At 33.0% G+C, this 23,652-nt stretch carries 27 protein-coding genes; 17 read left to right on the top strand and 10 right to left on the bottom strand.

Going from position 1 to position 23,652, the window contains the following annotated elements; translation table 11 throughout:
• Positions 1 to 166, top strand: a 166-nt coding sequence (locus tag CHRY9293_RS14280; protein ID WP_162033599.1) for a transposase, incomplete at its 5' end; no start/stop codon positions are given.
• Between the two features lie 732 nt (positions 167 to 898).
• Here CHRY9293_RS14280 and recA read toward each other — a convergent pair.
• Positions 899 to 1,972: a recombinase RecA gene (recA, locus tag CHRY9293_RS14275; protein WP_162033598.1), complete on the bottom strand. Its 1,074-nt coding sequence runs from the start codon at positions 1,970 to 1,972 to the stop codon at positions 899 to 901.
• A gap of 22 nt (positions 1,973 to 1,994) precedes the next feature.
• Complete coding sequence (locus CHRY9293_RS14270) at positions 1,995 to 2,735, bottom strand: LexA family transcriptional regulator (protein ID WP_162033597.1); 741 nt, start codon at positions 2,733 to 2,735, stop codon at positions 1,995 to 1,997.
• A 129-nt stretch (positions 2,736 to 2,864) separates the two neighbouring features.
• On the opposite strand from CHRY9293_RS14270, the gene CHRY9293_RS14265 reads away from it, so the two are divergent.
• The 12 genes from CHRY9293_RS14265 to CHRY9293_RS14210 all read left to right on the top strand — a co-directional run bounded on the left by CHRY9293_RS14265 (position 2,865) and on the right by CHRY9293_RS14210 (position 9,896).
• Complete coding sequence (locus CHRY9293_RS14265; RefSeq protein ID WP_162033596.1) at positions 2,865 to 3,080, top strand: hypothetical protein; 216 nt, start codon at positions 2,865 to 2,867, stop codon at positions 3,078 to 3,080.
• Positions 3,077 to 3,283: a hypothetical protein gene (locus CHRY9293_RS14260; protein ID WP_162033595.1), complete on the top strand. Its 207-nt coding sequence runs from the start codon at positions 3,077 to 3,079 to the stop codon at positions 3,281 to 3,283. The genes CHRY9293_RS14265 and CHRY9293_RS14260 overlap by 4 nt, the downstream gene beginning before the upstream one ends.
• On the top strand, positions 3,283 to 3,438 hold the full coding sequence (locus tag CHRY9293_RS14255; RefSeq protein ID WP_162033594.1) for a hypothetical protein: 156 nt from the start codon (positions 3,283 to 3,285) through the stop codon (positions 3,436 to 3,438). Before CHRY9293_RS14260 ends, CHRY9293_RS14255 begins: the two co-directional genes overlap by 1 nt.
• Positions 3,439 to 3,440: 2 nt before the next feature.
• Positions 3,441 to 3,845, top strand: coding sequence for a hypothetical protein (locus tag CHRY9293_RS14250; RefSeq protein ID WP_162033593.1), 405 nt, complete (start codon positions 3,441 to 3,443; stop codon positions 3,843 to 3,845).
• Between the two features lie 131 nt (positions 3,846 to 3,976).
• The gene (locus tag CHRY9293_RS14245) at positions 3,977 to 5,086 is read left to right on the top strand and encodes a coiled-coil domain-containing protein (RefSeq protein WP_162033592.1); all 1,110 of its coding nucleotides are present in this window, start codon (positions 3,977 to 3,979) and stop codon (positions 5,084 to 5,086) included.
• A 16-nt stretch (positions 5,087 to 5,102) separates the two neighbouring features.
• A complete protein-coding gene (locus tag CHRY9293_RS14240) occupies positions 5,103 to 5,687 on the top strand; it encodes a hypothetical protein (RefSeq protein ID WP_162033591.1) in 585 nt (194 codons plus the stop codon).
• A gap of 2 nt (positions 5,688 to 5,689) precedes the next feature.
• Positions 5,690 to 6,433: a lambda exonuclease family protein gene (locus CHRY9293_RS14235; RefSeq protein WP_162033590.1), complete on the top strand. Its 744-nt coding sequence runs from the start codon at positions 5,690 to 5,692 to the stop codon at positions 6,431 to 6,433.
• Positions 6,434 to 6,451: 18 nt separating this feature from the next.
• On the top strand, positions 6,452 to 6,898 hold the full coding sequence (locus tag CHRY9293_RS14230) for a hypothetical protein (protein WP_162033589.1): 447 nt from the start codon (positions 6,452 to 6,454) through the stop codon (positions 6,896 to 6,898).
• Between the two features lie 24 nt (positions 6,899 to 6,922).
• Positions 6,923 to 7,087 (top strand): hypothetical protein, encoded by a 165-nt coding sequence (locus CHRY9293_RS14225; protein WP_162033588.1) that lies wholly within the window; start codon positions 6,923 to 6,925, stop codon positions 7,085 to 7,087.
• Between the two features lie 3 nt (positions 7,088 to 7,090).
• Complete coding sequence (locus CHRY9293_RS14220; protein WP_162033556.1) at positions 7,091 to 7,873, top strand: hypothetical protein; 783 nt, start codon at positions 7,091 to 7,093, stop codon at positions 7,871 to 7,873.
• The gene (locus tag CHRY9293_RS14215; protein WP_162033587.1) at positions 7,845 to 8,108 is read left to right on the top strand and encodes an HNH endonuclease; all 264 of its coding nucleotides are present in this window, start codon (positions 7,845 to 7,847) and stop codon (positions 8,106 to 8,108) included. The genes CHRY9293_RS14220 and CHRY9293_RS14215 overlap by 29 nt, the downstream gene beginning before the upstream one ends.
• Before the next feature lie 879 nt (positions 8,109 to 8,987).
• On the top strand, positions 8,988 to 9,896 hold the full coding sequence (locus tag CHRY9293_RS14210) for a hypothetical protein (protein WP_162033586.1): 909 nt from the start codon (positions 8,988 to 8,990) through the stop codon (positions 9,894 to 9,896).
• 83 nt (positions 9,897 to 9,979) lie between these two features.
• Here the strand turns inward: CHRY9293_RS14210 and CHRY9293_RS14205 are convergent, their stop codons facing one another.
• The 8 genes from CHRY9293_RS14205 to CHRY9293_RS14170 form a co-directional block, all read right to left on the bottom strand.
• Positions 9,980 to 10,456, bottom strand: a complete 477-nt coding sequence (locus CHRY9293_RS14205) for an Imm26 family immunity protein (RefSeq protein WP_162033585.1) — start codon at positions 10,454 to 10,456, stop codon at positions 9,980 to 9,982.
• Between the two features lie 122 nt (positions 10,457 to 10,578).
• Positions 10,579 to 10,947 carry a DUF2750 domain-containing protein gene (locus CHRY9293_RS14200; RefSeq protein WP_228455545.1) on the bottom strand — a complete coding sequence of 123 codons (369 nt, stop codon included), beginning with the start codon at positions 10,945 to 10,947 and terminating at the stop codon, positions 10,579 to 10,581.
• A 187-nt stretch (positions 10,948 to 11,134) separates the two neighbouring features.
• Complete coding sequence (locus CHRY9293_RS14195; RefSeq protein WP_162033583.1) at positions 11,135 to 11,620, bottom strand: ankyrin repeat domain-containing protein; 486 nt, start codon at positions 11,618 to 11,620, stop codon at positions 11,135 to 11,137.
• Positions 11,607 to 11,705: a GH-E family nuclease gene (locus CHRY9293_RS18960; RefSeq protein ID WP_162033600.1), complete on the bottom strand. Its 99-nt coding sequence runs from the start codon at positions 11,703 to 11,705 to the stop codon at positions 11,607 to 11,609. Before CHRY9293_RS18960 ends, CHRY9293_RS14195 begins: the two co-directional genes overlap by 14 nt.
• A gap of 31 nt (positions 11,706 to 11,736) precedes the next feature.
• Positions 11,737 to 12,468, bottom strand: a complete 732-nt coding sequence (locus tag CHRY9293_RS14185) for a DUF4262 domain-containing protein (RefSeq protein WP_162033582.1) — start codon at positions 12,466 to 12,468, stop codon at positions 11,737 to 11,739.
• 2 nt (positions 12,469 to 12,470) lie between these two features.
• Positions 12,471 to 15,770 carry a DUF6443 domain-containing protein gene (locus CHRY9293_RS14180; RefSeq protein ID WP_162033581.1) on the bottom strand — a complete coding sequence of 1,100 codons (3,300 nt, stop codon included), beginning with the start codon at positions 15,768 to 15,770 and terminating at the stop codon, positions 12,471 to 12,473.
• 2 nt (positions 15,771 to 15,772) lie between these two features.
• Positions 15,773 to 18,775 (bottom strand): hypothetical protein, encoded by a 3,003-nt coding sequence (locus CHRY9293_RS14175; RefSeq protein ID WP_162033580.1) that lies wholly within the window; start codon positions 18,773 to 18,775, stop codon positions 15,773 to 15,775.
• A gap of 4 nt (positions 18,776 to 18,779) precedes the next feature.
• A complete protein-coding gene (locus CHRY9293_RS14170) occupies positions 18,780 to 20,318 on the bottom strand; it encodes a T9SS type A sorting domain-containing protein (protein ID WP_162033579.1) in 1,539 nt (512 codons plus the stop codon).
• A 741-nt stretch (positions 20,319 to 21,059) separates the two neighbouring features.
• Between CHRY9293_RS14170 and CHRY9293_RS14165 the strand changes: the two genes are divergently transcribed.
• From CHRY9293_RS14165 to CHRY9293_RS14150, 4 genes are read left to right on the top strand one after another with little or no spacing between them, the layout of a single operon-like run.
• On the top strand, positions 21,060 to 21,242 hold the full coding sequence (locus CHRY9293_RS14165) for a hypothetical protein (RefSeq protein WP_162033578.1): 183 nt from the start codon (positions 21,060 to 21,062) through the stop codon (positions 21,240 to 21,242).
• A 9-nt stretch (positions 21,243 to 21,251) separates the two neighbouring features.
• Positions 21,252 to 21,662, top strand: a complete 411-nt coding sequence (locus CHRY9293_RS14160) for a hypothetical protein (RefSeq protein ID WP_162033577.1) — start codon at positions 21,252 to 21,254, stop codon at positions 21,660 to 21,662.
• Complete coding sequence (locus tag CHRY9293_RS14155; RefSeq protein ID WP_162033576.1) at positions 21,628 to 22,953, top strand: phage terminase large subunit; 1,326 nt, start codon at positions 21,628 to 21,630, stop codon at positions 22,951 to 22,953. Before CHRY9293_RS14160 ends, CHRY9293_RS14155 begins: the two co-directional genes overlap by 35 nt.
• 6 nt (positions 22,954 to 22,959) lie before the next feature.
• Positions 22,960 to 23,589, top strand: coding sequence for a hypothetical protein (locus tag CHRY9293_RS14150; protein WP_162033575.1), 630 nt, complete (start codon positions 22,960 to 22,962; stop codon positions 23,587 to 23,589).
• Positions 23,590 to 23,652: the final 63 nt, after the last annotated feature.

Below are 23,652 nucleotides of genomic sequence, written 5' to 3'. Positions count from 1 at the left end.
AACAGTAATGAATCATTATAGGGATATCTTAAACTATTTTGATAATAGAAGTACCAATGCTTCAGCAGAGTCTTTTAATGCGAAAATCAAAAACTTTAGATTGCAACTAAGAGGGGTAAAAGACAGAGCCTTTTTCTTATTCAGATTATCCAAACTTTTTGCATAGCCCCCCAAGTTTTGCGCCTGATCCGTTAATAATTGTAAATCATTTAACAATATTTCTCTTGCCTGATCTCCTTTTTTTGATAATGAAAGGGACAATAAATCTTTCGTTGAAACTTCCGTAATATTTTCTTTTAATTGGAGCTGAGAAACGATTTCTTTAAAATCGCCTTCTAAATTTCTATGCCAACAAAATGCATTTGACTTTCCTTTAAAAGGAGTGTGTACTAATTCTTCAAATGAAGAAAATACTTGAATTTGATGGTGATAAGAATTGCTTTTGTTCACTTGAAAATAAAAAAGGGCTAAATTTTATATTTAACCCTTTTTGCGGAGAGTGAGGGAAACTATCCCATCTCTGACATGTTTTCAACAAACTGAATAACAAGCTATTAATGCATCTAAATTTGTTAATACTTATACTTTTTTGTTTACTTTTTGTTTATTTTCAAACCCTATAGAATCTTCGTGTATACCTTCAAAATATTATCTGACACTCCAAAACTCCAATTAGCATTTTCTTTATACATTTTCTTTGGTCTAAAATGAACAGGGATTCCATATTTTTCTTGATTTCTCACATTAGTAAAATACTGTTTTGAAATACCCGTTTCTTCATGAAATTGCACAATAAAAGATACTAGCCTTAATCTTTTAAGAATCTTTGGCAGTTTTAATATTTGTTGGTCTGACTAAATATCATCCTATTTAATTTGACTTTTTTCTATTACAAGACTCATCCGTTAATTGTAAATTTCTTTAATTTTAACATTTCAATTTTATCAATTAATTCAGCTAAAAGCACAGGGTTTCCTTTAATCAAACTCCTAGCAGAATCTCGTCCCTGTCCAAGATTTTCATCTCCATAACTGAACCAAGATCCGTTTTTAGCAATAATTCCATGATTTACCGCAATATCTAAAACTTCACCTTCTTTTGAAATTCCCTGACCGTACATTATATCGAATTCCACCTGCTTGAAAGGTGGAGCAACTTTATTTTTTATCACCTTCACTCTAGCTCTACTACCTATTACATTATTATTTCCATCTTTTAATTTTGAACTGTCCCCTCCGGCCCTTCTTATATCAACTCTAATCGAAGCAAAAAACTTCAAAGCATTTCCCCCAGTTGTAATTTCAGAATTATCATATTCGCCAATTCTATCCCGTAATTGATTGATAAATATTACAGCACATTTAGTGCGGCTTGTCACTGATGTTAATTTTCTTAAAGCCTGGGACATTAATTTTGCATGCAGCCCTATTTTAGAATCACCCATTTCACCCTCAATTTCCGCTTTTGGGGTTAGCGCAGCAACCGAATCTATTACCACAATATCAATAACACCTGAGCGAATAAGATTATCTGTAATTTCTAATGCTTGCTCTCCATTATCTGGCTGAGAAACAATAAGATTACCAAGATCAATCCCAAGTTTTTCGGCGTATCCTCTATCAAAAGCATGCTCTGCATCAATAAAAGCAGCAAAACCACCCGCTTTTTGAGCTTCAGCAATAGCATGTAATGCTAGTGTCGTTTTTCCTGACGATTCCGGTCCATAAATTTCAATAATCCTTCCTTTTGGATACCCTCCAACTCCTAAAACAAGATCTAGCCCTGCGGATCCAGAAGAAATAACTTCTATATTTTCTTCTATCTGAACATCCCCCATTCTCATTACAGTTCCTTTCCCAAAGTCATGGTCTAATTTTGCAAGTACTACATTAAGTGATTTGTTTTTATTTATAAAAGTTTCATTTGATTTGATGTAATTTTTGTTTTCCTTGTTTTTAAGGCTTTGCTTCATTTAATATTTTGTTTTTGTTCTTTTAAAAAAATATATTGGATCTTACTTTCTTTTCAACCGTGAAAATTTGTAAAATCTCGTCAATATTTATCTCATAGTCTTCCCAAGTGGGGTTAAATGAGTGGCAAAGTATGATTCTCTTTTCTTTATCTATTTTCTTAATTTGCTTTACTACAACTCCCTCATCAGTAACAATCACAAAGAGCTTGGATCTTATAGGTAAGTTTTCGATATGATCAAAATATTGTTTAATTAATAATTCTTCACCTTCTGAGATAGATCTTTTAGTATTATCATCCATTGAATGCCCATATACTCTAACCACCAGATAAAAACCTTTTGCATACTCTTTGGGAACTAATCTTTTTTTCTTTTCTGGCAAAGCCGCTATATCCCCACCACCCAACTTTCCTCCAGCTGTTTCTAAATCTTGAAACTCTACCATCATATAATCATCCTCCGGAACTGGGAAGACTTCATCTTTTTTATCATTCTTTTCTTCTTTGTCGCCAAGATCTAAACCTTCTCCAGTTAAAAACCAGTATTCATTAAAGTCATCAAAAGCACTTTTTATTTTATTCACCAGATTACTACCAACATTTCTCTTGTTATTTACTATAGCACTTATATACTGTTGAGAAGTCCCAATCTTTGAAGCAAATTCTTCTTGAGATATATTCTTCCATTCATAGAATTCTTTAAGTCTTTTATTTTTAGAAAAATCAATATTTATCTTTTTGGTTGTGAATTTATCTTCTTTCATTTAAAATATTTGTAGTTGAAAATCAGCAAACTATATAATATCAAGAAAATAATAACATACTTATTGTTGTTTTTTATCTTTTTGATTGTATATTTGTGGTACAATTGTTAACAAATGTAAAACAAAATTATGATAGCTCAAAAAAAATATTGCGAAATTATTCTTAACGCTCCTACTCTTTTGGGGACACTGATTATCAAAGACGGAGGATCAATGAAGCCAGATTGCATTCTCAGAAACTTACAAAGAGAATCACCTACCATCCGAAGAAGTAAGGCATTATTCGATACATTAGAAGAGGCCGGTTATACAAAAGAAGAAATATTCCAAAAAGGAAAACCATGAAAGGATTAACCGCAGATCAAATATATCCTTCAGTAATGTTTCAAATAAACCAAGTGCAAGATCCGAGTGAACGTCAAAAATTAGAAACTATGATACTGGGGGCAGTGGAAAGTAAATTAAGAAGAAAAGCTCGGATTTCTGCACAATTAGATAAAATCCCAAGATATCAATACAATCAAAAAACAATCAAAAAAATAAAATAATGAAAAAACAATCAAAAAAATTACTTAAAAGAGGATTAAAACTCTTCATAAGAATCGAAATAATACCATTCAATGATAATGGCAAAACAGTGGAATATTGTACGATGTATGTTTTCGGACTACCATTAATATCCAATATCTCTCAATCCAAATAGTCATGGAAACATTATCAATCCAAAATAAAGCAATTGACTTTTTGAACACATATAACAGAAATGTTTTAGTTGAAGTTTCAGAGCATATGGATATTGATAGTCTTTTTACTTATAACCGAAGTAGATATGATTCGGATTACTTTGAAACTATTCAGTATTTGGATTGGGATGAATTCTACTTTGAGGTAAAGTTCAAAATAGAATTTGATTATGAATCTCACCACGCAAAAGAAACTCGTGATAATGATGAGGAATCTATCATTGAATTTAAAAATGTAGAGGCAATTACTGAGATATTAGTATGCCTAATTTGGATTGATGATGAATACCAGGATTATGATTTATCAGAAAAGGAAATGAAAATGATTAAACGATACTTTGAAAAACACATAACCCTATCAGAATAATATAAAAAATTTAAAATCATATTGAAAATGAAATCTTTTAAGATCCTAACGGTAATCCTAAAGGCGGAAAACCACAAAAATGTGAAGCAAAATAAACCATATCATAATTAACAACAAAAAGCTCAAGAGCAATGAATGAAGTTTTAGAACAAAAAGAAAAAATATTTTTTGAAATTGAAAAAATTGAAGTTGAAAAGCTACCGGAACTGCAAGGTTTAAAAGAAAAACAATTTCAAATAGTAAGAGATAATCCTTTTGTTGAAATTACTGACATTAAAACCTACGAAGAAGCCAAAAAAGCAAGAACTGCTTTACTTACTGCCAGAACAAATATTGAAAAGCAGGACAAATTAATCGTTAGTAAGATCAATTCTTTTAAAACAAGAGTAAAAGAAATTAGCCAAAGCCTAATTTCCATTACCCAATCTCATGAGGAGAAACAACAGTTGGAAGTTAAAAGATGGGAGGAAACCAAGGAACAGGAAAAACAAGAAAAAATCCGATTAGAAGAAGAAAGAAAAGGAAAAATAAAAGATGCTATTGATTTAATTTATAAAAAAGAGCTCCAAAAAATTGAAATCCTTTCATTTGAAACAATTGATACCTTAAAAATAGACTGGGAACAAAATCTATTTAAAACGAATCTTTCTCAATTTGAAGAATTTGAATTAGACTTCACGGAAAAATTAATTCTTCTTAAAAATCAATTTGCATCAAAGGAACAAGTACTTAGGGAAAAGGAAGTACAAAGATTGGAAAGTGAATCTCTGAAAGCTGAACGTGAAAAAATTCGCCAAGAATTGGAATCCCTTGCTTTTGAAAAAGCCAGACATGAAGCGGAATTACAAGCCAAAGAACAAAAAGCAAAAAAAATCAGGGAAGCTGAGGAAGAAAGATTGAGACAAGAGCGTCAAGAAATAGAAAATGAAAAAATACGTCTCGCAAATATAGAAGCCGAGCGTATTGCAAAAGCTGAGGCTTTACATAAAGAGCTATTAGAAACAGAGCAGGCCGCAAAACAAAAAGCAGAAACAGAAACAAAGGCGAAAGAGGATGCCGGAAGATTACAAGCACTTAAACCTGAAAAAGAAAAAATAATCGATTACCTGCAAAGCATAAGAGGATCTATCCCATTGCCCGTAATACAGGACGAAAGTTTGAAAAAAGAATTTACAACAGCAATTGATCAGATCAATGAAATTATTTCAAAATCAGTTTCAATAATAAAAAATTTCAAATAATTAAAATCAAAATACAATGTCAAAAGAAATTACAGAAACAATTCCCACAAACAGTTTTTTACCGATAGGCTATAAGATGCCTGATAAATCCAAACAGTTTATGAAACTAAAACAAGGTGATAATTCCATAAGAATATTATCTTCTCCATTACTTGGTTATGTTGTTTTTAGTCATGAAAAAAAACCAATCAGACGTCCATTTTCTTTAGGGGATTTTCTTCCGGAAGAACTGACTGAAATCAAACCCAAGATTGATCCGGAAACAAACAAACCTGAACCTTCAAAACATTTTTGGCTAATGCTGGTTTGGGATTATACCGATAATGCCCCCAAAGTTTTAGAAATAACACAAATCACGATTCTAAAACCTCTGAATCTTCTTTGTGAAAATCCTAATTGGGGAGATTTAAGACAATTTGATATTACCATTAATAAAGTGGGTGCAACAAAAAATGATACTGAATTTACCGTTATTCCAAATCCCCCATGCCCCTTAAAGAATGAAATAAAAAATTTAGTTGAAGAACTGCATGAAAAAGATTTGTTAAACCTTGAGGCAATTTGGGAAGGTGAATATCCTTTCTTAACCTATAATTTTTAAATATGGGATTCTTTGATTCAGAATTTATAATTGGGGGTGTAACAGCCTCTGATTATTCCGAAACCTTACACATGTTGGAGACAAAGGAAAACCAAGCTAAAATAAAGCGGGAGGAAAAACTTAAACAACGTTTAGGGAGATTTACTGCCTCCAATGTTCATAAACTTATAGGTGGTAAACGTGATGAGAAAAGTAAAGAATTGTCCAAGGGAGCTGTTTCATACATCAATGAAATAGTTTCCGAAGCAACAACCGGAGAAACGGATTTCTTTGAAACAAAAGATACTAGACATGGTATTGCGTATGAAGAAGAAGCAATGCTATATTTTATAGAAACCACAGGAATAAAAGTAGAGAGCTTTGGAGAAGATCAGAAATTCATTCCTTTTGGAAATCATGCAGGATGCTCTCCCGATGGTATTATAAAAGACATTTTTATTGTTGGAGGTGCTGAAACCAAATGCCCTAAATCGGCAACATTTGCAAAGTATGCAACAGAGCTTACCCTTGAAAATTTCAAAGCGGAATGTTGGGAGTACTATTGGCAATTACAATTCTCCATGTTTTGTACGGGAGCAACATTTTGGTATTTCATTGCTTATGATCCACGAGTGAAAAAAGGAAGTAAAATTTTCTATTTGAAGATTGAAAGAAATGAAACCGACATTGAAAATCTTAAATCCAAATTACAATTAGCAATTGCCTTGAAAGAGTATAAACTCAAAAAGTTAGGATATTATAATTAAAATTAACCCATAACAAAAATGATTTTTGACACTTCCATACCAGACATACGAAAAAAAGCACTCCATAGAGTAAAACACCTGTTCCATAAGAAAGCAAAGATTGAGGTACTAGAAAAGAAAAAAAATAGAACCTATAGTCAAAACAATTACTTGCATTTAATTCTAGGTTGGTATGCCCTTGAATATGGTGATACTCTTAAAGAAGTAAAACTCGAACACTTCAAGAAAAAAGTAAATCCGGATATTTTCAAAACAGAATTTATTAATCTTAAAACCGGAGAATCTCGCGAGGAATGGAAAAGTACCCGTGATATTACAACATCTGAAATGTCTATAGCAATAGAAAGGTTCCGTAATTATTCAGTGAAATATATGAATCTATATTTGCCGGAATCTCATGACCTGCCCATATTAGAAGTCATCGAAAACGAGTTGGAATTACAACACAATAAAATTTATTTATAAATAATCATGGAAGATACTGATATCATGCCCTACGGACTTCATAAGGGCAAACAAATGCAGGATGTCCCTGCTGAATATCTTCTCTTGCTATATGAAGAAGAAAAGTGTACAGAACCTGTCAAAGAATATATTAAAGATAACCTGCAGGTCCTTGAAATAGAAATTGAACGTAATCAAAAAAACATATAACCCATGAAAGAAAAACTGGAAACCAAACATCAGGAGAAAAGATTCTTTACTTCCCAATTAGAAGAAATGAAAGATTTGTATCTGGCAAAAAGATTACTAAGAACATGGAATGAAGATTTTGTAGATGAAGATAGTGGAGAGGTTGTTTCCATTGAACGGAATGAAGTAATTCTCGACATTGGAGCCCATTTGGATCATCACAATTTACAGATTATAGATTTTCATTTAAGTGCTGGTGATATTAACGGAGTCGAGGTAAGCAATCAGAAAAGGGATGGAATTTTTACAGATGAATTCCTTACATCCACCTGGTGTGTAACAGCTGTAATTGGAGGTAAGAAAAAGAATGTTTACTTGTATGCCTATTCTGTATTTATAGCATTAGAAATTGCTAAAGATTATATTGAGCAATCTTATCCCGGGCGATTTGGGGTTACAGGAGTTAAAGAACTCAATAATGCTATACTTATCACCAATGTTTCACAGGAAAACGATGGTGAATTAAAATTCTACATGATTGAAGTTGAAATCGAAAAAGATAACCACTCTTACAACAGAGTATTTATTGTCAAGGCATTAAATGCAGAAAATGGAAAAGCGTTAATTGAAGCATTTTTAACCCATAAGTTTGAGCAGGATAATGATAGTAATGAATTTCACCTCACACTTCAATCTGCAAAAGTAATTCCATGTGAAGCAGTGATCGATTCCTCTTTTTGTGCAAAATATCTTGATCCAGAAAAAACAACAGATAGCTATGGAGAAACATACCAAAGTCTATACTGAATTTTTTCCTGCTCATAATGGGTTCTACTATTGCGAAATATGCCATAAACAAGCACATGATATACATCACATCATTAGAAGATCAGAGTTTGGAACCAAGACAAAAGATCAGCAGGACAACATTGAAAACCTGATCGCATTATGCAGAATATGCCATGAGAAAGCACATGCTAATATTCTCACTAAAGAACATTTAGCTGAAATCCACCAAAAAACAATTAAAATATGGAAATAAGTATTTAGAGGGTTTCAAGATGATTGGATTAAAATCTAGTAAAAGATCAGCGATACTCTTTGATTACAATATCAGAATTTCAATTCATGAGTTTCTTTGAAAAGCCAAATAAACTAATTAGTAACCAGAACTTCATTCTCTTAAAGATTGAGAAATAAAGAATGATTAATATTTATGATTTATCTAGAAAATATTGGGATTTTGCATTCGAAAATCCTGATAAAATCAAACCTAATCATACGGCAACTTATTTTTTTGCTATCGAACATTGTAATCGACTAGGATGGAAAGAAAAATTTGGATTTCCTACCTCCATGGCAATGGAAGCCATTGGAATAAAATCATACAATACCTTTATAAAAACACTTAAAGATTTAGTCGATTTTGGTTTTATAATTATGATTGAAAAGTCGAAAAATCAATATTCTTCAAATATAATTGCCTTATCAAATTTTAATAATACACAGCATGAAGCACTTGACAAAGCATTAATAAAGCATCATATAAAGCAAAGTGAAAGCATTGCACAAAGCACAGGTGAAAGCAATGATAGTATAGATATACCAATTTACAATAATACCAATTTACCAATTCACAATATTCTTTTAGAAAAAGAGTCAAAAGAAAAAAATGGATCAGAAAAAAATTCTAAAGAGCTAAGCACAGAATCAGAAGAAAGAAAAAAAGTTGCGCAAAAAAAAGAAAAATTCAAACCTCCCAGTGTTCAAGAAGTCCAACAATATTGTAATGAGCGAAAAAATGGAATTCCTGCATATTCATTTATTGACTTTTATCAATCAAAAGGATGGAAAGTAGGAAATCAACCTATGAAAGATTGGAAAGCAGCAGTTAGGACCTGGGAAGCAAAAAACAAACAACATGGAAAATCAACTCATCAACACACAAACACAGAACATAGCCATTCAACAAATTCAACTACAGGAAGTCATCCGATACCCGGGAAAATATCCGCTCGAACCATTCTTGCCCAAAGACTTACTGGAAAAGCTTCCGGAAATAACGAAAGCGGAAATCTCACAATCGATGCTCAAGTGGTCGAATGATCAGGAAATATCTGTTTTCACCGCTCGCGTTTTGAATTTTATTAATCCAAAATTTAATGATCAAAACGAAATAGAATTGGCAGAAGTTGAATTATACTCATTTGCAAAAAAATGTGAACTAACCGCTGATGAATATATTTTAGCTCTCGAACTTGCTGCTGATGGCAAATTATTTACTGAACCAAACGAAGAAGGGAATTCCGGTAAAGTAAAGTTATTTCGTGAAATTGACAGACTAAAACTTGGAGAAGTCAAATCAGCTTTCCTTTATTACAAAACTCTTGATGAGCAGTACAAATTAGGAAAATCTAAAATAAAATCATTTTTAGCACCACCAAAACAGGAAATAACGACAGAAGAAAAGAAAGCACAAAGAATAAATTTTTATAAGACAGATTACAAAAGACTTCAGCAGGAAGGAAAAGTCTTAGGGGCTACTTATTTTTATGATTTAATCAAGAAAAATGGCCTTGAAAAAGTGAACTTAAGATTTGTTGAACAAATTTTGAACAATTTCATTCCTGAAACAATCGAAACAAATGGAATTTCTCATTCAGAGCAAATGCAGCCAATAAAACTTCCAAGAATCAAAAAACAGGATGTAAAAGTTTTTTTCATTGATGCAGTGGTTAGTGCTTATATTGAAAAAGAGAAGTTGAAAAAACTTTCCGAATCAGAATGGATTGATTACTGGGAATGTATTTTTGAACTAGCCAATATTTGATATTTAGATTACATATTTAGATGTACTGGAAAAATTCATAAAAAAGGCCGTTTTCACAAGTTGTGATACGGCCCAATCATGTTCTATGGAAAAGTTGTATTAAATAATTCTCTATCATCCTTCAACCAAGCGCAAGGAACTCCATTGTAGTAGTCTCTAATACGGTCTTCCACATGGTTTTTATCCCACACAGCAGCTCTTTCTAATCCAATAATTTCCTTTTTTGTTGCCGGTGCTATTTCACCCATATTTGGATTGTAAAATTCAAAATGGTCAGGCTGCAAAGCATCTTGAATAAATTTCATAGGTAGAATTTCTAATTCCTTTCTAATATCCATCTTGCCAACTTTAAGCCATTCACCTTTTGTAATAATTTGATCATAAATTGCAATAATAAATAAGATTGTTTTGTCATTCAAGATCTCAAAATCTGTTATTTGTTCTTTGGATTTGTAATCGAAAAAAACATATCCATTATTTAAAATTTGTGCATAAACGTAATACTTACCATCAATAGGAATCTCCAAAATAGACCCTAGTGTTATTTTTTGTCTTTTCATAATCCAAATATTTTCTTAGCTTCATTAATATAATGTTGTAAGTTAGGATTTACTATACAAAATATTGATACTTTGCAGGGTATCGAAATACTTCGAAATTTTTATTGTTATAATTCTTAAGATTATTGATAATTTTTTAATTCTTCACTCAAATCTTTTGCAAACTCCTTTAGGGTCACAACAAATCCTGTTTTATCATAAATTGGAAATATATTTATTAGGCAATTCGAATCTGCTATAAAATCAATAATTTCATTTTCTAAGTCATCAAGATCCAATTTCCTAATAGCAGTATTTTCCCAACCACTAATCATACATAATTTTGCAAACTCCTCTGCACTCCAAACAGGAAATAATTTTTGACCTTCTAATTCAGATAATACATACTCTCCATTTTTATCAATAAGAGTGTAAAAAACTTCCCAATCTGCAATTTTTTTGATAAAGTATTTATATCTTTCGAATGGTTCTAATTTTAAAATATTTTCCATTTTTTTATTTACATCTGTCATAACATAATTCTTTTTTTGTATTGTTATTTTCAGGTCCAGAAGTTAAATCCCTAAATAAATTAAGGTAACTACATATAACTTTACATTAATCTAGTAAAATTAAATTAACCCACAAATCCCTCACAAAATGTGAGGGATTTTACCAAGTAATTAGTCTAACTTATTTTTAATTGTTTAAAATCTCTATCAACTCATCATCTTCAATTTGTTTTGCAAAATCCAAAGCCGATCTATTACTATTATTTTTAGAGTTAGAGTTTGCATTATGCTTTTTTAATAGCTTTACCACATTATAATCTCCGCGAGCATTAAAAGTCGCTACACACATAGGGTTGTTTCCATGAATATCTTTTTTATCTATTTCGATAGAATCATTTTCAAGAAGAAGTTTTGTTGTTTCATAATCGTTATATGCCGTACTAAAGTGTAGTGGGGTTTTACCATCTTTATCAGAATGATTAATATCTATACCGCATCCCAAAAGATATTTTAAAATTTCATAACTCTTACTTGAAAGGGCCTCCTGAAGAAGATTTTCATTATACACATTTATAAAATCATTAACATTTCTTGTGTTAACTTCCTCTTTTAAATTTTCTAATTCGTTTAGTCTTACATATTGAAAGACTTTTTCCATATTATCTTTGTTCATATCTTCCACTTCTATTTGCTGATTTTGATTCTGGTTGATAATTGTTAGGATTCTTATATTGCTTTAAAAATTCTGCTTTTGGGATTTTTCATCAGTATAATCTTTATTTACCCAATTTACCCCCAGTTCTTCCATCTTAATTCTTCAGAGTCTCTCCATAAACCTTTGCCAATATCCAAATTAGTAATGGGCGCAAGTGAATTATCAATTCCTAAAATGGTAGCTATCGGTAAAATTCTAATATCATTTTTTCCTATTTCTTCTCCATTCATTGTAAATCCTTGCCATTCATCCTCTTCCCATCGCATTACTTCAGTAATCCTTGTCCCAAATAATGCTTCTAGATTTGTAATTATTTTCGAATTAGAGGGTATTTTCCAATCCCATACAACATTTTCGTCTAGCCATTTCCAAACAGATTGCTCTTTTAAATTCCATTCTAAAGACATATTGGGAATATCTAACGAATAATGGTTTTCATCGGGAAGTATCTGATAAGCATCAAAATTATGCAAATCATAATAATCATAAACTCCTAACATCATTTTTCTTGCCCAAGAATGATGAATCTTTATTAATTTAAAACTACCAAGATTCGAAATAGAAAAATTCAGTGATTCCAAATTTTCAATATTTAATAGAGTAACAGCTTTATTAATTATGAACAATATCTCATCATAAAGAAAATTTTCATTGCCAGCGATAATTAATTCAAGATTAAATTTTTCATAAATACCAATTGTATAAGCATATCTGGGAACTTCACTCTGTGTAACAACTGTTATATGACAAAAATTTTCCTCAATATTTTTCCTAATAGTTTCTTTAAATTCCTTTGTATTATCCATTATTATTTATGTATTTCTTTATGACAATCTTTACATAGTGCCGCTCCATTTTCTATAGTTGTTTTTCCTCCATCAGCGTGCCTTACTTTATGATGTCCATCTACTTGCTCAATAGTTTTTGATTCCCCACATCCTACACATTTTCCATTCTGGTTCTCCAGCATTTTTGTCTTTTCTGATTTGGTATATACTCGTTTCGGATCTCTTTCACCAGGAGATACACTCCCTTTTCCTTTAGGTGGTTTTGGAAGCTCTATTGATGTTTTTAGTTCTGTTTTAGTTGCGACTTTCGCTTCTGCTTTTATTTCTGCTTTTGTAGCTGCTTTTACAATCCCTTTTTCTACCGCACCAACTTCAGGAATAAGATTTAAAGAAAGCATTTTTAACGCGTCTCCTCTACTTACTTTATTTCCCTCAAAATCTTTTCCGCTAAATAGGCTGTAAATTTCTTCGATAGGAGTAACAGACTTTATGACAGCCATAAAAGAATCACTTGCATCTTTTTGGGCTGCTATTTCAACTCGTTCTTGGACACCTCCTTTAAGCCTTTGATTTAATCTAAATCGGAAATCTTCTCCTTCAAGACCTTCAAGTTCCACATTGTCAATAACTCGATTCTCAGAAAAAGCATATGTACTATTATGGATATAATCCTCTGCGAGCGGGTCAATGTTAAAAAACCGTCCTATATCCGGCATATATTGACGCCATCTATATTGGTAAAATCCAGTTTCTTGTAGCTCCTGTCCTTGCATTTTGTACTGATAGCTCGGATTCCCATTTAGTATATTATATCCTTGATGCTTTAATCCAAACGGATAATAATTGTTTTCTTCAAGAACTTCTACTCCTGATCCATTGTTAAAATAGCTTAAGCGCACATTTCCTAAATGGTCTGTATAGTTGTAAATATACTTATTTTTTACAAAATCAAAGTAGCCCTCTGAGGTAGGAACAAACTTTAATGAGGAAGATGAAGCCAATACATTAGAAGTTCCACTATTATCATACTGAAACCCATCTAGATATTGTGTTTCTTTTGTAGTACCACCTAGAATATAATTTTTTGCAACCTTCACTCCATCTGCTCGATATACATAACGGGTAATAGCCGCATTTGAATTCCCTGAATTAGCTTTAATCTCTGATGGGAGATTCAAAAAGTTATAGCTGATACCATTGATTCCTTTATCAGGATGACTGGTCATATTACCATTATTATCATAACTTATAACATTTCCTCCTCCAGGATAACCATCCGTGTTTTGACTTGCATCCGTTACTTTAGTAAGTCTATTTCCTAAATAGATATAACTAAGATTATCAATCTGCATTGCCTGCCCATTCGTGTTCTTAGCATTTCGATATAAACGGGTAATATTTCCATTCACATCATATTCCATAGATTCCCCAAAATGATCTGCCTGAGGGATGGTGCTTAAAGGTTCAATATAATGACCATACAAGAGCCTGTTTAATCCATCATAATGATAGGCATATCTTTTTAAGATTCCATCATTGGATGTTTTCCAATCAATCTCTGCAATATTTCCATTGTATTTTGCAGGGGCTTGAGCCGTAAGAATGGGATTGTTATATTTGATCTCATATCCAAACAATTTTCCATTCAAATTGGAAGGATCATTGATCTTAGTCATCCATCCTCGGATATTGTATTTATAATCTATGGTTTGAATTGGACTGGTCGGACTTACTCCTCCTACTTTCTTACTCTGCAATTGAGAAAGCTCATTATAGCTATTCTGAGCTAAGATTTCCTCAGGATTACCATCTACTTTATGGATATATTTTAATAATCTATTTTGTGAATCATAAGTAAATACTTCAGTGATAACTTTTTCAGTATCGGTATTCAATCTCTTATGTTTGGTGATCGTATTTTGAACGACTCCTGTAAAGTCTAATTTGGATTCTGTTCTTGTGTAACCTCCCAAATAATTGATAGAATGATTTCCTATCACTCTTCCTTTAGTATCATAATAAGAGTAGTTCTTCGTCCAGTTATCATTCTCAATATTCTTCACCAGGCTCATCACCGAAAAACTCTTGGTACTTTTTCCTCCACTTGTAGATGGGTTATCTGTTAGGACAACTTCTCCCTGAATACTGGTAGGAAAAGGTGGATTGAAACTATAGAGAGGATAAGTATCATAATAGTTCACTGATAATACTGTTTCAAGATAGGGAAAGTGATTATTGGTATATTGAATCGACATTCCATTCTTGGTAAATCCTTGAGGATTTCGGTTTTCAACAATCACATTGTTAGCAATCATATTCTGCATGTCTGCACGGTAAGTTCCCCCTACGATTCCAGTGATGATCACTCTTCCAAATAAATCATATTTACTGAAAAGCCATTTCCCGGTTGCTCTCATGAGTTCATCCTGAGAAAAGACAAGCCGGTCCGCTTTATCATACACCATATGCTCCCAACCTTTACCGGGAAGCTTCTTTTCCACCAATCGACTTCTTCCATCATATCGGTATTCATAAGCCAAAGTATATTGATCTTCCCAGCCCCAGGTCTTCTTTTTGGAAAGAAGCGGGGGAATTACCCAGGCAAGCTGGTTATATTCATTATAAACATAATAAGTATCTGCATTTTCGGTAGCATTAAGTACTTTTCTTACCAAAAGCAATTGCCCTATACCATTTTTGAATTCAATGGTTTTATTCCCATCTTCATCAGTAACGGTATTCTTATAAAGTTGGTTAGCCCCATAGGTTCCTTGATATTCAATGGACGATTTGGTAGCGTTGCCTTCCCAAATTGTTGTGGTCGTATATTTAATAACCTCTCCAGCTGTATTAGCATCGTAATCAAACTTTACAGGCTTATTGGTCCAGTCGTTTCCTACCTGAATTTGTTGTTGTATTCTATCCAAGGGGGAGTTTTCCAATACTTTTTCGGAATAGATCTTTTCAACTCCATACACTGAGGAGACATTTCCTAAAGGATTGGGGATTATCGCTCCATTTCCAGTTAATGATTGAGGAATTGGTAAATAATCTTTTACCTGCCTTCCAAATGCATCATATTCGATAGGGGTAACCACATCTTTACCTGATGGAGAAGCTTTAACATTGACAATTTGTTTAGGTCTTCCTAATCCATCAAAATACTGAACTGTTTCAGAGGTTTTAGGATTAGGTTGTGTCGGATCGGAGAGATATGTTTTTGAAGATACATAGTTTTCTGTAGGACTCAACTGGGCATGGAGTAATCCTGCCATAAATAAAGTACTGACCGATATAATTGTTTTTAATTTCCTGTTCATTATTAATTCTTGTAATTGTATTTATATTCTTTCAACACCTTACCATTAACATCGATTACTTTTTCAAGTCTATTAGCAGAATCATAGATATAATTTTCTCTGACTCCTGATGTTGGGGTAATACTTGTCACTCCGATTTGAGGATTATAGGTATAAGTGGTAATCTGCGTAGTCACTAAAGCCGGTAAGGTTCTAAAGGCATCCAATGCGATAATCAGTGCATTTTCCGAAGCTTCTGTTCCCTGTACTGCATCTGCATCCGAAGCAGAAATAATTCCGGCGATTAATCCCGATACCTGAGTATACATTGCTCCTTCTATCTTAGCGATAGGTTGAGTCTGATTATATCCCCAGACAAGAGATACCGGAACTCCATCTTTTGTCGTATACTGCTGAAGGTTTCCTTTTGAATCATATAGATCATAAGTTATTTCTGTACTTGCCGCATTATTTTGCGGATCAAAATATAACTCTGAAATTGGAAGTAATAAATTCCCTGTTTGAGCGGTAGGCAACGATATAGGATACACAGTTTCTGTCTTTGAAACTATTTTATTATTCTTTTTTTCTTCCTGGCTGATTGGAACTCCCACCATATAAGCACCAAGCATAGCAGGATTATGGATGTCTGATGCATATTTATAAGTAGTTACATGCACATCCCCATTCCCTTCAGTTTTCCAAATGGAGGTTGGGTTATTATAGGTATAATCATAAAAATTTTGTTCTATGGTTTCTACATTATCAACAGTTGTTTTCTTTTGAGCTAAAAAGCTGGTATTGAAATTAACCTGATGGGCATCCAATAGAGCGCCATAAGATACTCCTCCAATGTCGGTTAAAGGTCCCCACGAGCCAGCCTGTCCAAATTGTTTTGAAATAAATGTATAAGCTTTTAAATAATCTGTTTGTTGAGTATATAAATACGAAGTTTCACTTATTTTCTTGGTGCTAGAATATACTACTTCTTTGAGGGGTTTACCTCTCATCAAAGAAAATGACAGATAAGGAAGCTGCTTAAAAAGTGCATTTACATACCAGCCAAAGTACACGCCTCTTTTATCGGCGTAGTCCATCTGATCAAGATTGGTAAAATAACTTTCTGTTTTACCTCCATGATCATCAATTTCTGTCACTTTACTGTAACCCACCGAATTATCTTCATCCTTGATACTTTGAAAAGAATTTGAATTAAACTCCCAGAAATTTAGATTAACAGACGAATCATTTCCTTCCAATACATAAATAGGCTTATAAGGAAGTATTCCACTCGAAGAGGTACCTCCATCATTTAGATAAGAATAGGTTTTATTAATACAATTGTTATTTTCGTTACAAGAGCTAATTCTTTTTATTCTCAATCCTCCTGCAATTTGATTTGACGTAGTAGGGATAATTTTAAGAGCGTTTTCATTAATATCCTTATCTCCATATTTCGAATAATCGTTAAGTTCGTATTCAAAATTAGTTTTCCCCCCTGTTGGATAAGTAATCTGTTCCAATACTCCCGCTTTGCTTAAATTAAGGTTAGGAGCTTTATAAGTAGGATATGTATTCTGATAAATATCTTTCTGTTGGTCAGGAGTCATGGTGTACATCGAAAAATAATCAGATTCAAAATTATTCCCATTATAAAAGCCCCATCCATCAATTTTGTCAGAGGTATAATTAGGTAACTTTTGAGCATTATATTGAAATGAATACTTTTCAATACTGTTAATACTAAGATTATTTAATAAAAGTCGATCATTTGAATCATTATTATAATTAAAAACGATATTTTTGATTGCTTTTCCTGCTTTATCTGTTATGGTTATTCCATCCAGTTTATACCAATGTTTGTGTCGGGTATAGCTTTTAAAATGATGAGTATAAGGAGGAATCCATTGCCCGGTAGGAACTTCTAATTCCTCATATTCTTTTTGATTGGTTTCTGAACGATTGAAATTGATTATAAAATCTTCACCTTCTACTTTCTTTAAAAAAACATTATTTAATCGATTGGAAGTATAGGTATTATAATTTCCACCAGATCCGGAATTTCCAATATTTCCATTATTTGAGCCTTGTGTATACCATGAGGCATTGCTACTTTTATTGACCATAAAAATGGCTCTTTCATCCCTCTCATAATTGAATTTGATTGTTTTTCCATTGGGGTATTGGATTTCCTTAATCTGCCAGGAGGAAGCAATTACCTGAGAATTAAAACTATCAGGAGATGGAGAGGGGGAAGAAAATTCTATGGCTGTATCATCTAATCCGAAAATATATTTTACTCCATCATCCATAGTAATGGTAAATCCATACAAAATACGTTTCAAATTTTCTGTTCTTGTTCCCCCATACTGTCCTCCAACAATCGTTTTTTCTTTAAGCAAATAATCTGATTTGTATGCATACTCCACTTTAAAGGTTCTTCCTTCACGGGTACGACCAATCCATTTTCCTTTTTCATTAAGATAAAAGCTTCCCGTAATTCCTCCGACATTAATAATAAATTCATCAGGATCAGGTACTACATTGGTAACATCTCCAGATATGTATTGTAGGTTAGCGCTATGATAATTTTGCATAGCCTCTTGACTATTCCAATTCGCATTATCCAATGTTGAATAATTATCCAGGTAAGAAAAACGATTGTAGGGAGTATACATGCCTTGGTAAACTTCATCCACCCCTCCATTGACAATTCTTGTAATAGAGCCCCCAACATTCAAATTCCATCCTAATCCTACCCAGGTAGGTATTGTGGAGGGTTTTACGGATTTCACGTTGTAATCCAGGGAGATCTTGAAATGATTTTTCCCATTTGCAAATAGGGGGATACCTATGATCGGAACTCCCTTATACATATTAACAGGGTATTTTCCTGTAACGGCAAAAGGTGTAGAATTAGGACTTTGTGGAAAAAAATGATTCCCAAAATTCTTGTAATTCTGTACCCCTTGTGCATTAAATAATGAAAATAATAGAGTAGAAACTAATATGATGTTCTTTTTCATGTACTTACTTCTTAATCAATTTAGTGTTAGCTGTTTTATTCGTGTTGGTTTTGATGGTAATTAAATATGCTCCTTGAGTGAGGGGCTGTGTATTGATTTTAGTCACCTTATTTTTCGTTTTTAGATTTTGTAATTGTCTTCCACTCATGTCATACAATAGGATGTCTGCTTCCTTGAAATCAAAACCAATCTCTATGTACGCATAGTCTGATACCGGATTGGGATAAACTTTGATGTCCTGCTTCTCGATTAATTGATCAACTTGCTTATCTTCAAGTTTGACTATCTTCCAACTCTCAGTGCCAAATTTTTCAGTACTGGTCCCTGCGATAATGATCGAACCATCCTTATTTAATTGAATATCTGATAATCGTTCTTCTCGTTTTTTTGATTCACCTTTTACATACTTTCTCCACTGTTCATTTCCATTTTCATCGAGATATAACATCCAAAAAGTCATATCTCCTGTTTCAATTCTTTCTTCAGATTGAGTATAGCCTCCAATTAGCATCCCTTGAGTAATACCTTTATTCTCGATAATATTCATTCCCATTAATAGATCACGATTTTTGAAATTGTAAGATTTCTGCCAGATTTCTTCTCCTTTTTCATCCAGTGAGATGAGCCATAAGTCAGTACCTTCTTCCAATCCTACCGTTTTATTTCCTGATCTATCGGATCTAGATTCACCACCTATAATATAGCCTGAGGAGGTTAAAGCTAAAGTCCTCAAATGATCATCATCTCTTCCTCCAAAGTTTTTTTCCCATTCTACCTTTCCTGAGCTATTGAGTTTTACCACCCAAAAATCTCCTTCGCCATAGTTATCTGTAGTCTTTGATCCACTCGCATTGCTTCGAGAATAGATTCCTAACAAAGCGCCACCATCACGTGTTGGAATCATCTTCTCTACTTCATCATTAGATTTACCTCCCAAAATCAATTGTGACAATTCTTTTCCGTTTTTATCAAGTCTTACTATAAGTACATCCTTTGCTCCATATCCCTTATCTGAGTTCTGAATGTTTCCCGCTACAAAAAATCCCAAATCGGTTGTCTGGATAACCGCTTTCACTTCTTCTTCAGCCGCTGAGCCAATTGCTTTTTGCCAAAGTTCATCTCCAAATTCATTAATTCTAATGAGCCATATGTCTGAACCTCCTTTGGAGTCTTCTTTTTTATCCAGCCCTTTGCTTGAGTAAGAAGTGCCGGCAAGAAAAAATCCTCCATCCTGGGTAGCAACAGTTGCTGATAAAAAATCATGTTGATCTCCTGAGAAATATTTCTCCCAGATTTTTTCTCCTCGTGGATTAAGCTTGATTAAATGAAAATCGTAACTATTGTTTTGTTTGTTTCTTGCATTTTGAAGTTCCTGAGTCTGGATAGAGCTTCCTGTAATTAAATACTGCCCGTCAAGGGTGGTCGTAACCTGACTTAGAAAATCCTGAGTGGAGGATTCAAAATCCCTTTGCCAGACGACTTGCTGTGAAAAAAACACAGGAAGAGCGCATAGGTACAGCGCACCGAAGTAAAGTTTTTTCATTGTTATATTTTTTTTAGTTGCGAACTTAGACGTTCATTTTATTTCTCAAAATAGGGAAAACCCCATATTTTATATTGACTTCTTAGTGAGTTTATCTATTTCAATTTTATGTGTGTAATTTTGAATTTTGCCCATGGATAAAGGCTTCGATAGTAATTTTGATTTCATTTTATAAGTAATTGTATGTGTATTATTTAAGTTTGCAAAAGTAACACCTTTAGATGGTTATTAAAAATTCCATGATATGAGATTTATTAGGTCTGTTTCTCTTATGATCATTGCAAAGATATTTCTTACAAACGTCAAAACTAGACGTATTATATTTTTCTTTATCTTTTATGAAAATATTTTTTTCAGCATTCTTTAATCACTTTTGGAGCTATACTTTTGTTATTGTTAGTTTAGCCTAACATTTTCACTAAGTTTATTCAAAATAAATGTTAGATAGTTTGTTTTATTAATCTAACATTTGTAACTTTACTCTTATTATAAGGGGTTATTTTGATAGCATCCTTTTGTATATTTAGACTAATCCAGCTTGCATCATGCCAAAAAAACAAATCGATATTACGGATAAAATTATAGGTATTTATGTTGAGAAATACTATGGAGAAAAATTGTGTGATATCCAGGGAAGGTATCATGTAAAGTGTCATTCTGCTATTTATTTTTATTGTTCTGTTGTAGAAGACCGGTTGAGATTTAATAAAGAGCTGAGAGAAAAGATAGAAATTAAGAAAAATGAATACAAATCAAAGATTAGAATTAATAGAGAAAGAAGGGAAAATAGCTTCCGTTCTTAAAGATGAACTTATGGGGATACAAAACAATGCTATTGCAGAAGGCTATTGGCTAACCTACCTGTATTGTGATGATATCTTTGTGTATATGTTATTCTCTAAATTCACCTTACCAACTGCCTAAACTCATGAGATGGCTTACAAGAAAAAAGAAATCTTTGAAAAGGCTAAGGAAGTTATTCCCCAATACAAACTTTTCTTCATTGAAGATATTGTTTCTTTTCTGCCTTGTGATAAAACTACATTTTATCGATTTTTTCCCCCAGAATGCAACGAATACAACGAGCTAAAAGAATTACTCGAGAAAAACAGAGTTGAACTAAAAGTATCTATGCGATCAAAATGGTATACATCGAATGCTCCGGTCTTACAGATGGCATTAATGAAACTTATTGCCACCCCCGAAGAACTTCAAAAACTAAGTCAGACGTATATTGATCATTCTAATAAAGGGGGAAAATTCAATGATGGAAAATTAATTATAGCGGGCAAAAAGTTCGCAAGCCAACATGAAAACCGGCAAACCGATGAGTCTCCAAATTGAAATTAATGAAAGTGCGTATTCAAAGAATTTTGAAAATCTGTTGCTTTCTCAAGATAGGTATATCGTTGCCTTTGGAGGTAGAGGAAGTGGAAAAACAGATACTTTTTATCTCAAATATCTTTTGGAATTATTCCAGCCTTATGAGTTTAAATTGGCCTATATCAACAAAGAAAAAACGAATATTAGAGATCAGCAATATGCCGGATTTAAAAGAGTAGCACAAAGAACAGGCTTATACGAGTATCTTCATTTTTCAGAAGGGACCTATAAAATAGTAAATCCTGAAAACGGGAACGCCTTAGTCCCCAAAGGAATGGATGATCCGGAAAAAACAAAAGGGCTTGATGGGATCACAACCATTTGGTGGGATGAGATCAACAAAGGAACCAAAGAAGATTTTACCGCATTAAATAAACTGTTGAGAAGTCCTCAGGCTGAGTACCTTCAATTTGCCTTATCTTTTAACCCGGTAAGTGAAAATCATTGGCTAAGAGCCCTATTCTTTGAGGAAAAGAATGGATATGAGCTTAATGAAAGATTTAGGGGTAAAGGCTATCTGCATCATTCAACCTATCAGGATAATGAGTTTATTAATCAAAAAGAATATCTTGAAACCTTACTTGCTGACAATTATGATCAAAGCAGTATTGACTGTGATGTTTACGGAATATGGGGAAATCCTAAGAAGGGTAATTTATTCATCAATACTTTCAAAAAAGAAAAGCATGTTCCTCCCGTCCCCTATTTATTTGACAGAAGCCTGTACACCTATATTTCTGTTGATTTTAATGTTAATCCTATGACCGCTCTTGTATTACAGACGGATCTTCATTTACGGAAAATAAGAATCATTAATGAGTTTAGGGATTTTGATAGCGATATTTATAAACTCTGTGACTGGATCGATAGAAATTATAATACAAGAGATCTTTTCATCACAGGTGATAGCAGTGGAAATAACCGGCATTCTTATTCTAAAGGGAGCTTAAGTGGATATCAGATTATACAAAACCAATTGAAACTCAACTTTACTCAAATCAAAGCCATGAAAGGAAAACCTGCCGGATATGTTCAGTCAAAAAGATTAATCGGAAATGCTTTTTTTGCAAGACATCCCGATATGAGTATCAGTAATGCTCCATTTTTAGTGGAAGATCTGGAATCAGTTTCAGTAAGACCTTCCGGAGACATGGACAAGACTTCCGATCCTTCCCAATCTCACCTGCTTGATTGCTTACTCGATGGGCTTTATAGCATTACAAGAGGAAATATTAAAAACATACCAAATTAAAATATCATGTATAAAGTATACAAAAAAACACCTCAGGAAGTTTGGGTAATGAATGAAACCTCCAAAGAACTAACCAGGCTTAAACATATTAAAAGCCATTCGGAATTAGGGGACTTTTATGTATTTAACAGTGTTCTATCGATGCCCTATCAGAGAAAGGTCATGTTTGATCTTATCCAACAGTTTAATACCCTGGGAATAGACAAAGAAGAGCTCATTAAAGAAAATAATGAGATTCTTACTTTACTTGAATCAAGAGAACAGGGGTTTGAAATGAAGATCTACAGTAAAATTACAGAGATCAACAAAACCGCCAAATCCTTGTGGGACTATCAAAGATCCTCCATGCTTATTGCGGCACTTCTTGTAGTGCATGAGGATGATCTTGATCTCATCGGGATTTTTGATCAGCAGCAGGCCGAAAAAAGAATTAATGAATGGTCTAAAGATTCTGAGCTGCTTGCTTTTTTTTTGAACATAGCACAAATGAAGTGCAACAATCTAATAAACAAATTAGAAGTGAGTTTACCCAACTTTTTGGAAACGGAATTCCCCTCGATGCAGCCCCAAGTACTATCCAAAGAAGAAAAATGGTTCTTAAGGGTCATAAGCAAAATAAAGAACTTATTGAATTGATTGCCGGAGGAGATATTGAGAAGACCCACTATATACAATCATTATCCGTAGTAGAAGTATACC

The organism is Chryseobacterium potabilaquae (genome assembly GCF_902728265.1).
Taxonomy (GTDB): Bacteria; Bacteroidota; Bacteroidia; order Flavobacteriales; family Weeksellaceae; genus Chryseobacterium; species Chryseobacterium potabilaquae.
Note: the sequence above shows the minus strand (reverse complement) of the source record. Positions and strands in the feature narration are given on the sequence as shown.

Bases quoted from the DNA above. Each gene is read 5' to 3' on its own strand.
- CHRY9293_RS14270 (WP_162033597.1), bottom strand. From the start codon at position 2,735: ATGAAAGAAGATAAATTCACAACCAAAAAGATAAATATTGATTTTTCT.
- CHRY9293_RS14200 (WP_228455545.1), bottom strand. From the start codon at position 10,947: ATGGAAAATATTTTAAAATTAGAACCATTCGAAAGATATAAATACTTT.
- CHRY9293_RS14215 (WP_162033587.1), top strand. From the start codon at position 7,845: ATGGAGAAACATACCAAAGTCTATACTGAATTTTTTCCTGCTCATAAT.
- CHRY9293_RS14240 (WP_162033591.1), top strand. From the start codon at position 5,103: ATGTCAAAAGAAATTACAGAAACAATTCCCACAAACAGTTTTTTACCG.
- CHRY9293_RS14245 (WP_162033592.1), top strand. From the start codon at position 3,977: ATGAATGAAGTTTTAGAACAAAAAGAAAAAATATTTTTTGAAATTGAA.
- CHRY9293_RS14250 (WP_162033593.1), top strand. From the start codon at position 3,441: ATGGAAACATTATCAATCCAAAATAAAGCAATTGACTTTTTGAACACA.
- CHRY9293_RS14210 (WP_162033586.1), top strand. From the start codon at position 8,988: ATGGAAAATCAACTCATCAACACACAAACACAGAACATAGCCATTCAA.
- CHRY9293_RS14265 (WP_162033596.1), top strand. From the start codon at position 2,865: ATGATAGCTCAAAAAAAATATTGCGAAATTATTCTTAACGCTCCTACT.
- CHRY9293_RS14225 (WP_162033588.1), top strand. From the start codon at position 6,923: ATGCCCTACGGACTTCATAAGGGCAAACAAATGCAGGATGTCCCTGCT.
- CHRY9293_RS14205 (WP_162033585.1), bottom strand. From the start codon at position 10,456: ATGAAAAGACAAAAAATAACACTAGGGTCTATTTTGGAGATTCCTATT.
- CHRY9293_RS14160 (WP_162033577.1), top strand. From the start codon at position 21,252: ATGGCTTACAAGAAAAAAGAAATCTTTGAAAAGGCTAAGGAAGTTATT.
- CHRY9293_RS14260 (WP_162033595.1), top strand. From the start codon at position 3,077: ATGAAAGGATTAACCGCAGATCAAATATATCCTTCAGTAATGTTTCAA.
- CHRY9293_RS14255 (WP_162033594.1), top strand. From the start codon at position 3,283: ATGAAAAAACAATCAAAAAAATTACTTAAAAGAGGATTAAAACTCTTC.
- CHRY9293_RS14185 (WP_162033582.1), bottom strand. From the start codon at position 12,468: ATGGATAATACAAAGGAATTTAAAGAAACTATTAGGAAAAATATTGAG.
- CHRY9293_RS14150 (WP_162033575.1), top strand. From the start codon at position 22,960: ATGTATAAAGTATACAAAAAAACACCTCAGGAAGTTTGGGTAATGAAT.
- recA (WP_162033598.1), bottom strand. From the start codon at position 1,972: ATGAAGCAAAGCCTTAAAAACAAGGAAAACAAAAATTACATCAAATCA.
- CHRY9293_RS14220 (WP_162033556.1), top strand. From the start codon at position 7,091: ATGAAAGAAAAACTGGAAACCAAACATCAGGAGAAAAGATTCTTTACT.
- CHRY9293_RS14175 (WP_162033580.1), bottom strand. From the start codon at position 18,775: ATGAAAAAGAACATCATATTAGTTTCTACTCTATTATTTTCATTATTT.
- CHRY9293_RS14155 (WP_162033576.1), top strand. From the start codon at position 21,628: ATGAAAACCGGCAAACCGATGAGTCTCCAAATTGAAATTAATGAAAGT.
- CHRY9293_RS14235 (WP_162033590.1), top strand. From the start codon at position 5,690: ATGGGATTCTTTGATTCAGAATTTATAATTGGGGGTGTAACAGCCTCT.
- CHRY9293_RS14165 (WP_162033578.1), top strand. From the start codon at position 21,060: ATGAATACAAATCAAAGATTAGAATTAATAGAGAAAGAAGGGAAAATA.
- CHRY9293_RS14230 (WP_162033589.1), top strand. From the start codon at position 6,452: ATGATTTTTGACACTTCCATACCAGACATACGAAAAAAAGCACTCCAT.
- CHRY9293_RS14170 (WP_162033579.1), bottom strand. From the start codon at position 20,318: ATGAAAAAACTTTACTTCGGTGCGCTGTACCTATGCGCTCTTCCTGTG.
- CHRY9293_RS14195 (WP_162033583.1), bottom strand. From the start codon at position 11,620: ATGAACAAAGATAATATGGAAAAAGTCTTTCAATATGTAAGACTAAAC.
- CHRY9293_RS14180 (WP_162033581.1), bottom strand. From the start codon at position 15,770: ATGAACAGGAAATTAAAAACAATTATATCGGTCAGTACTTTATTTATG.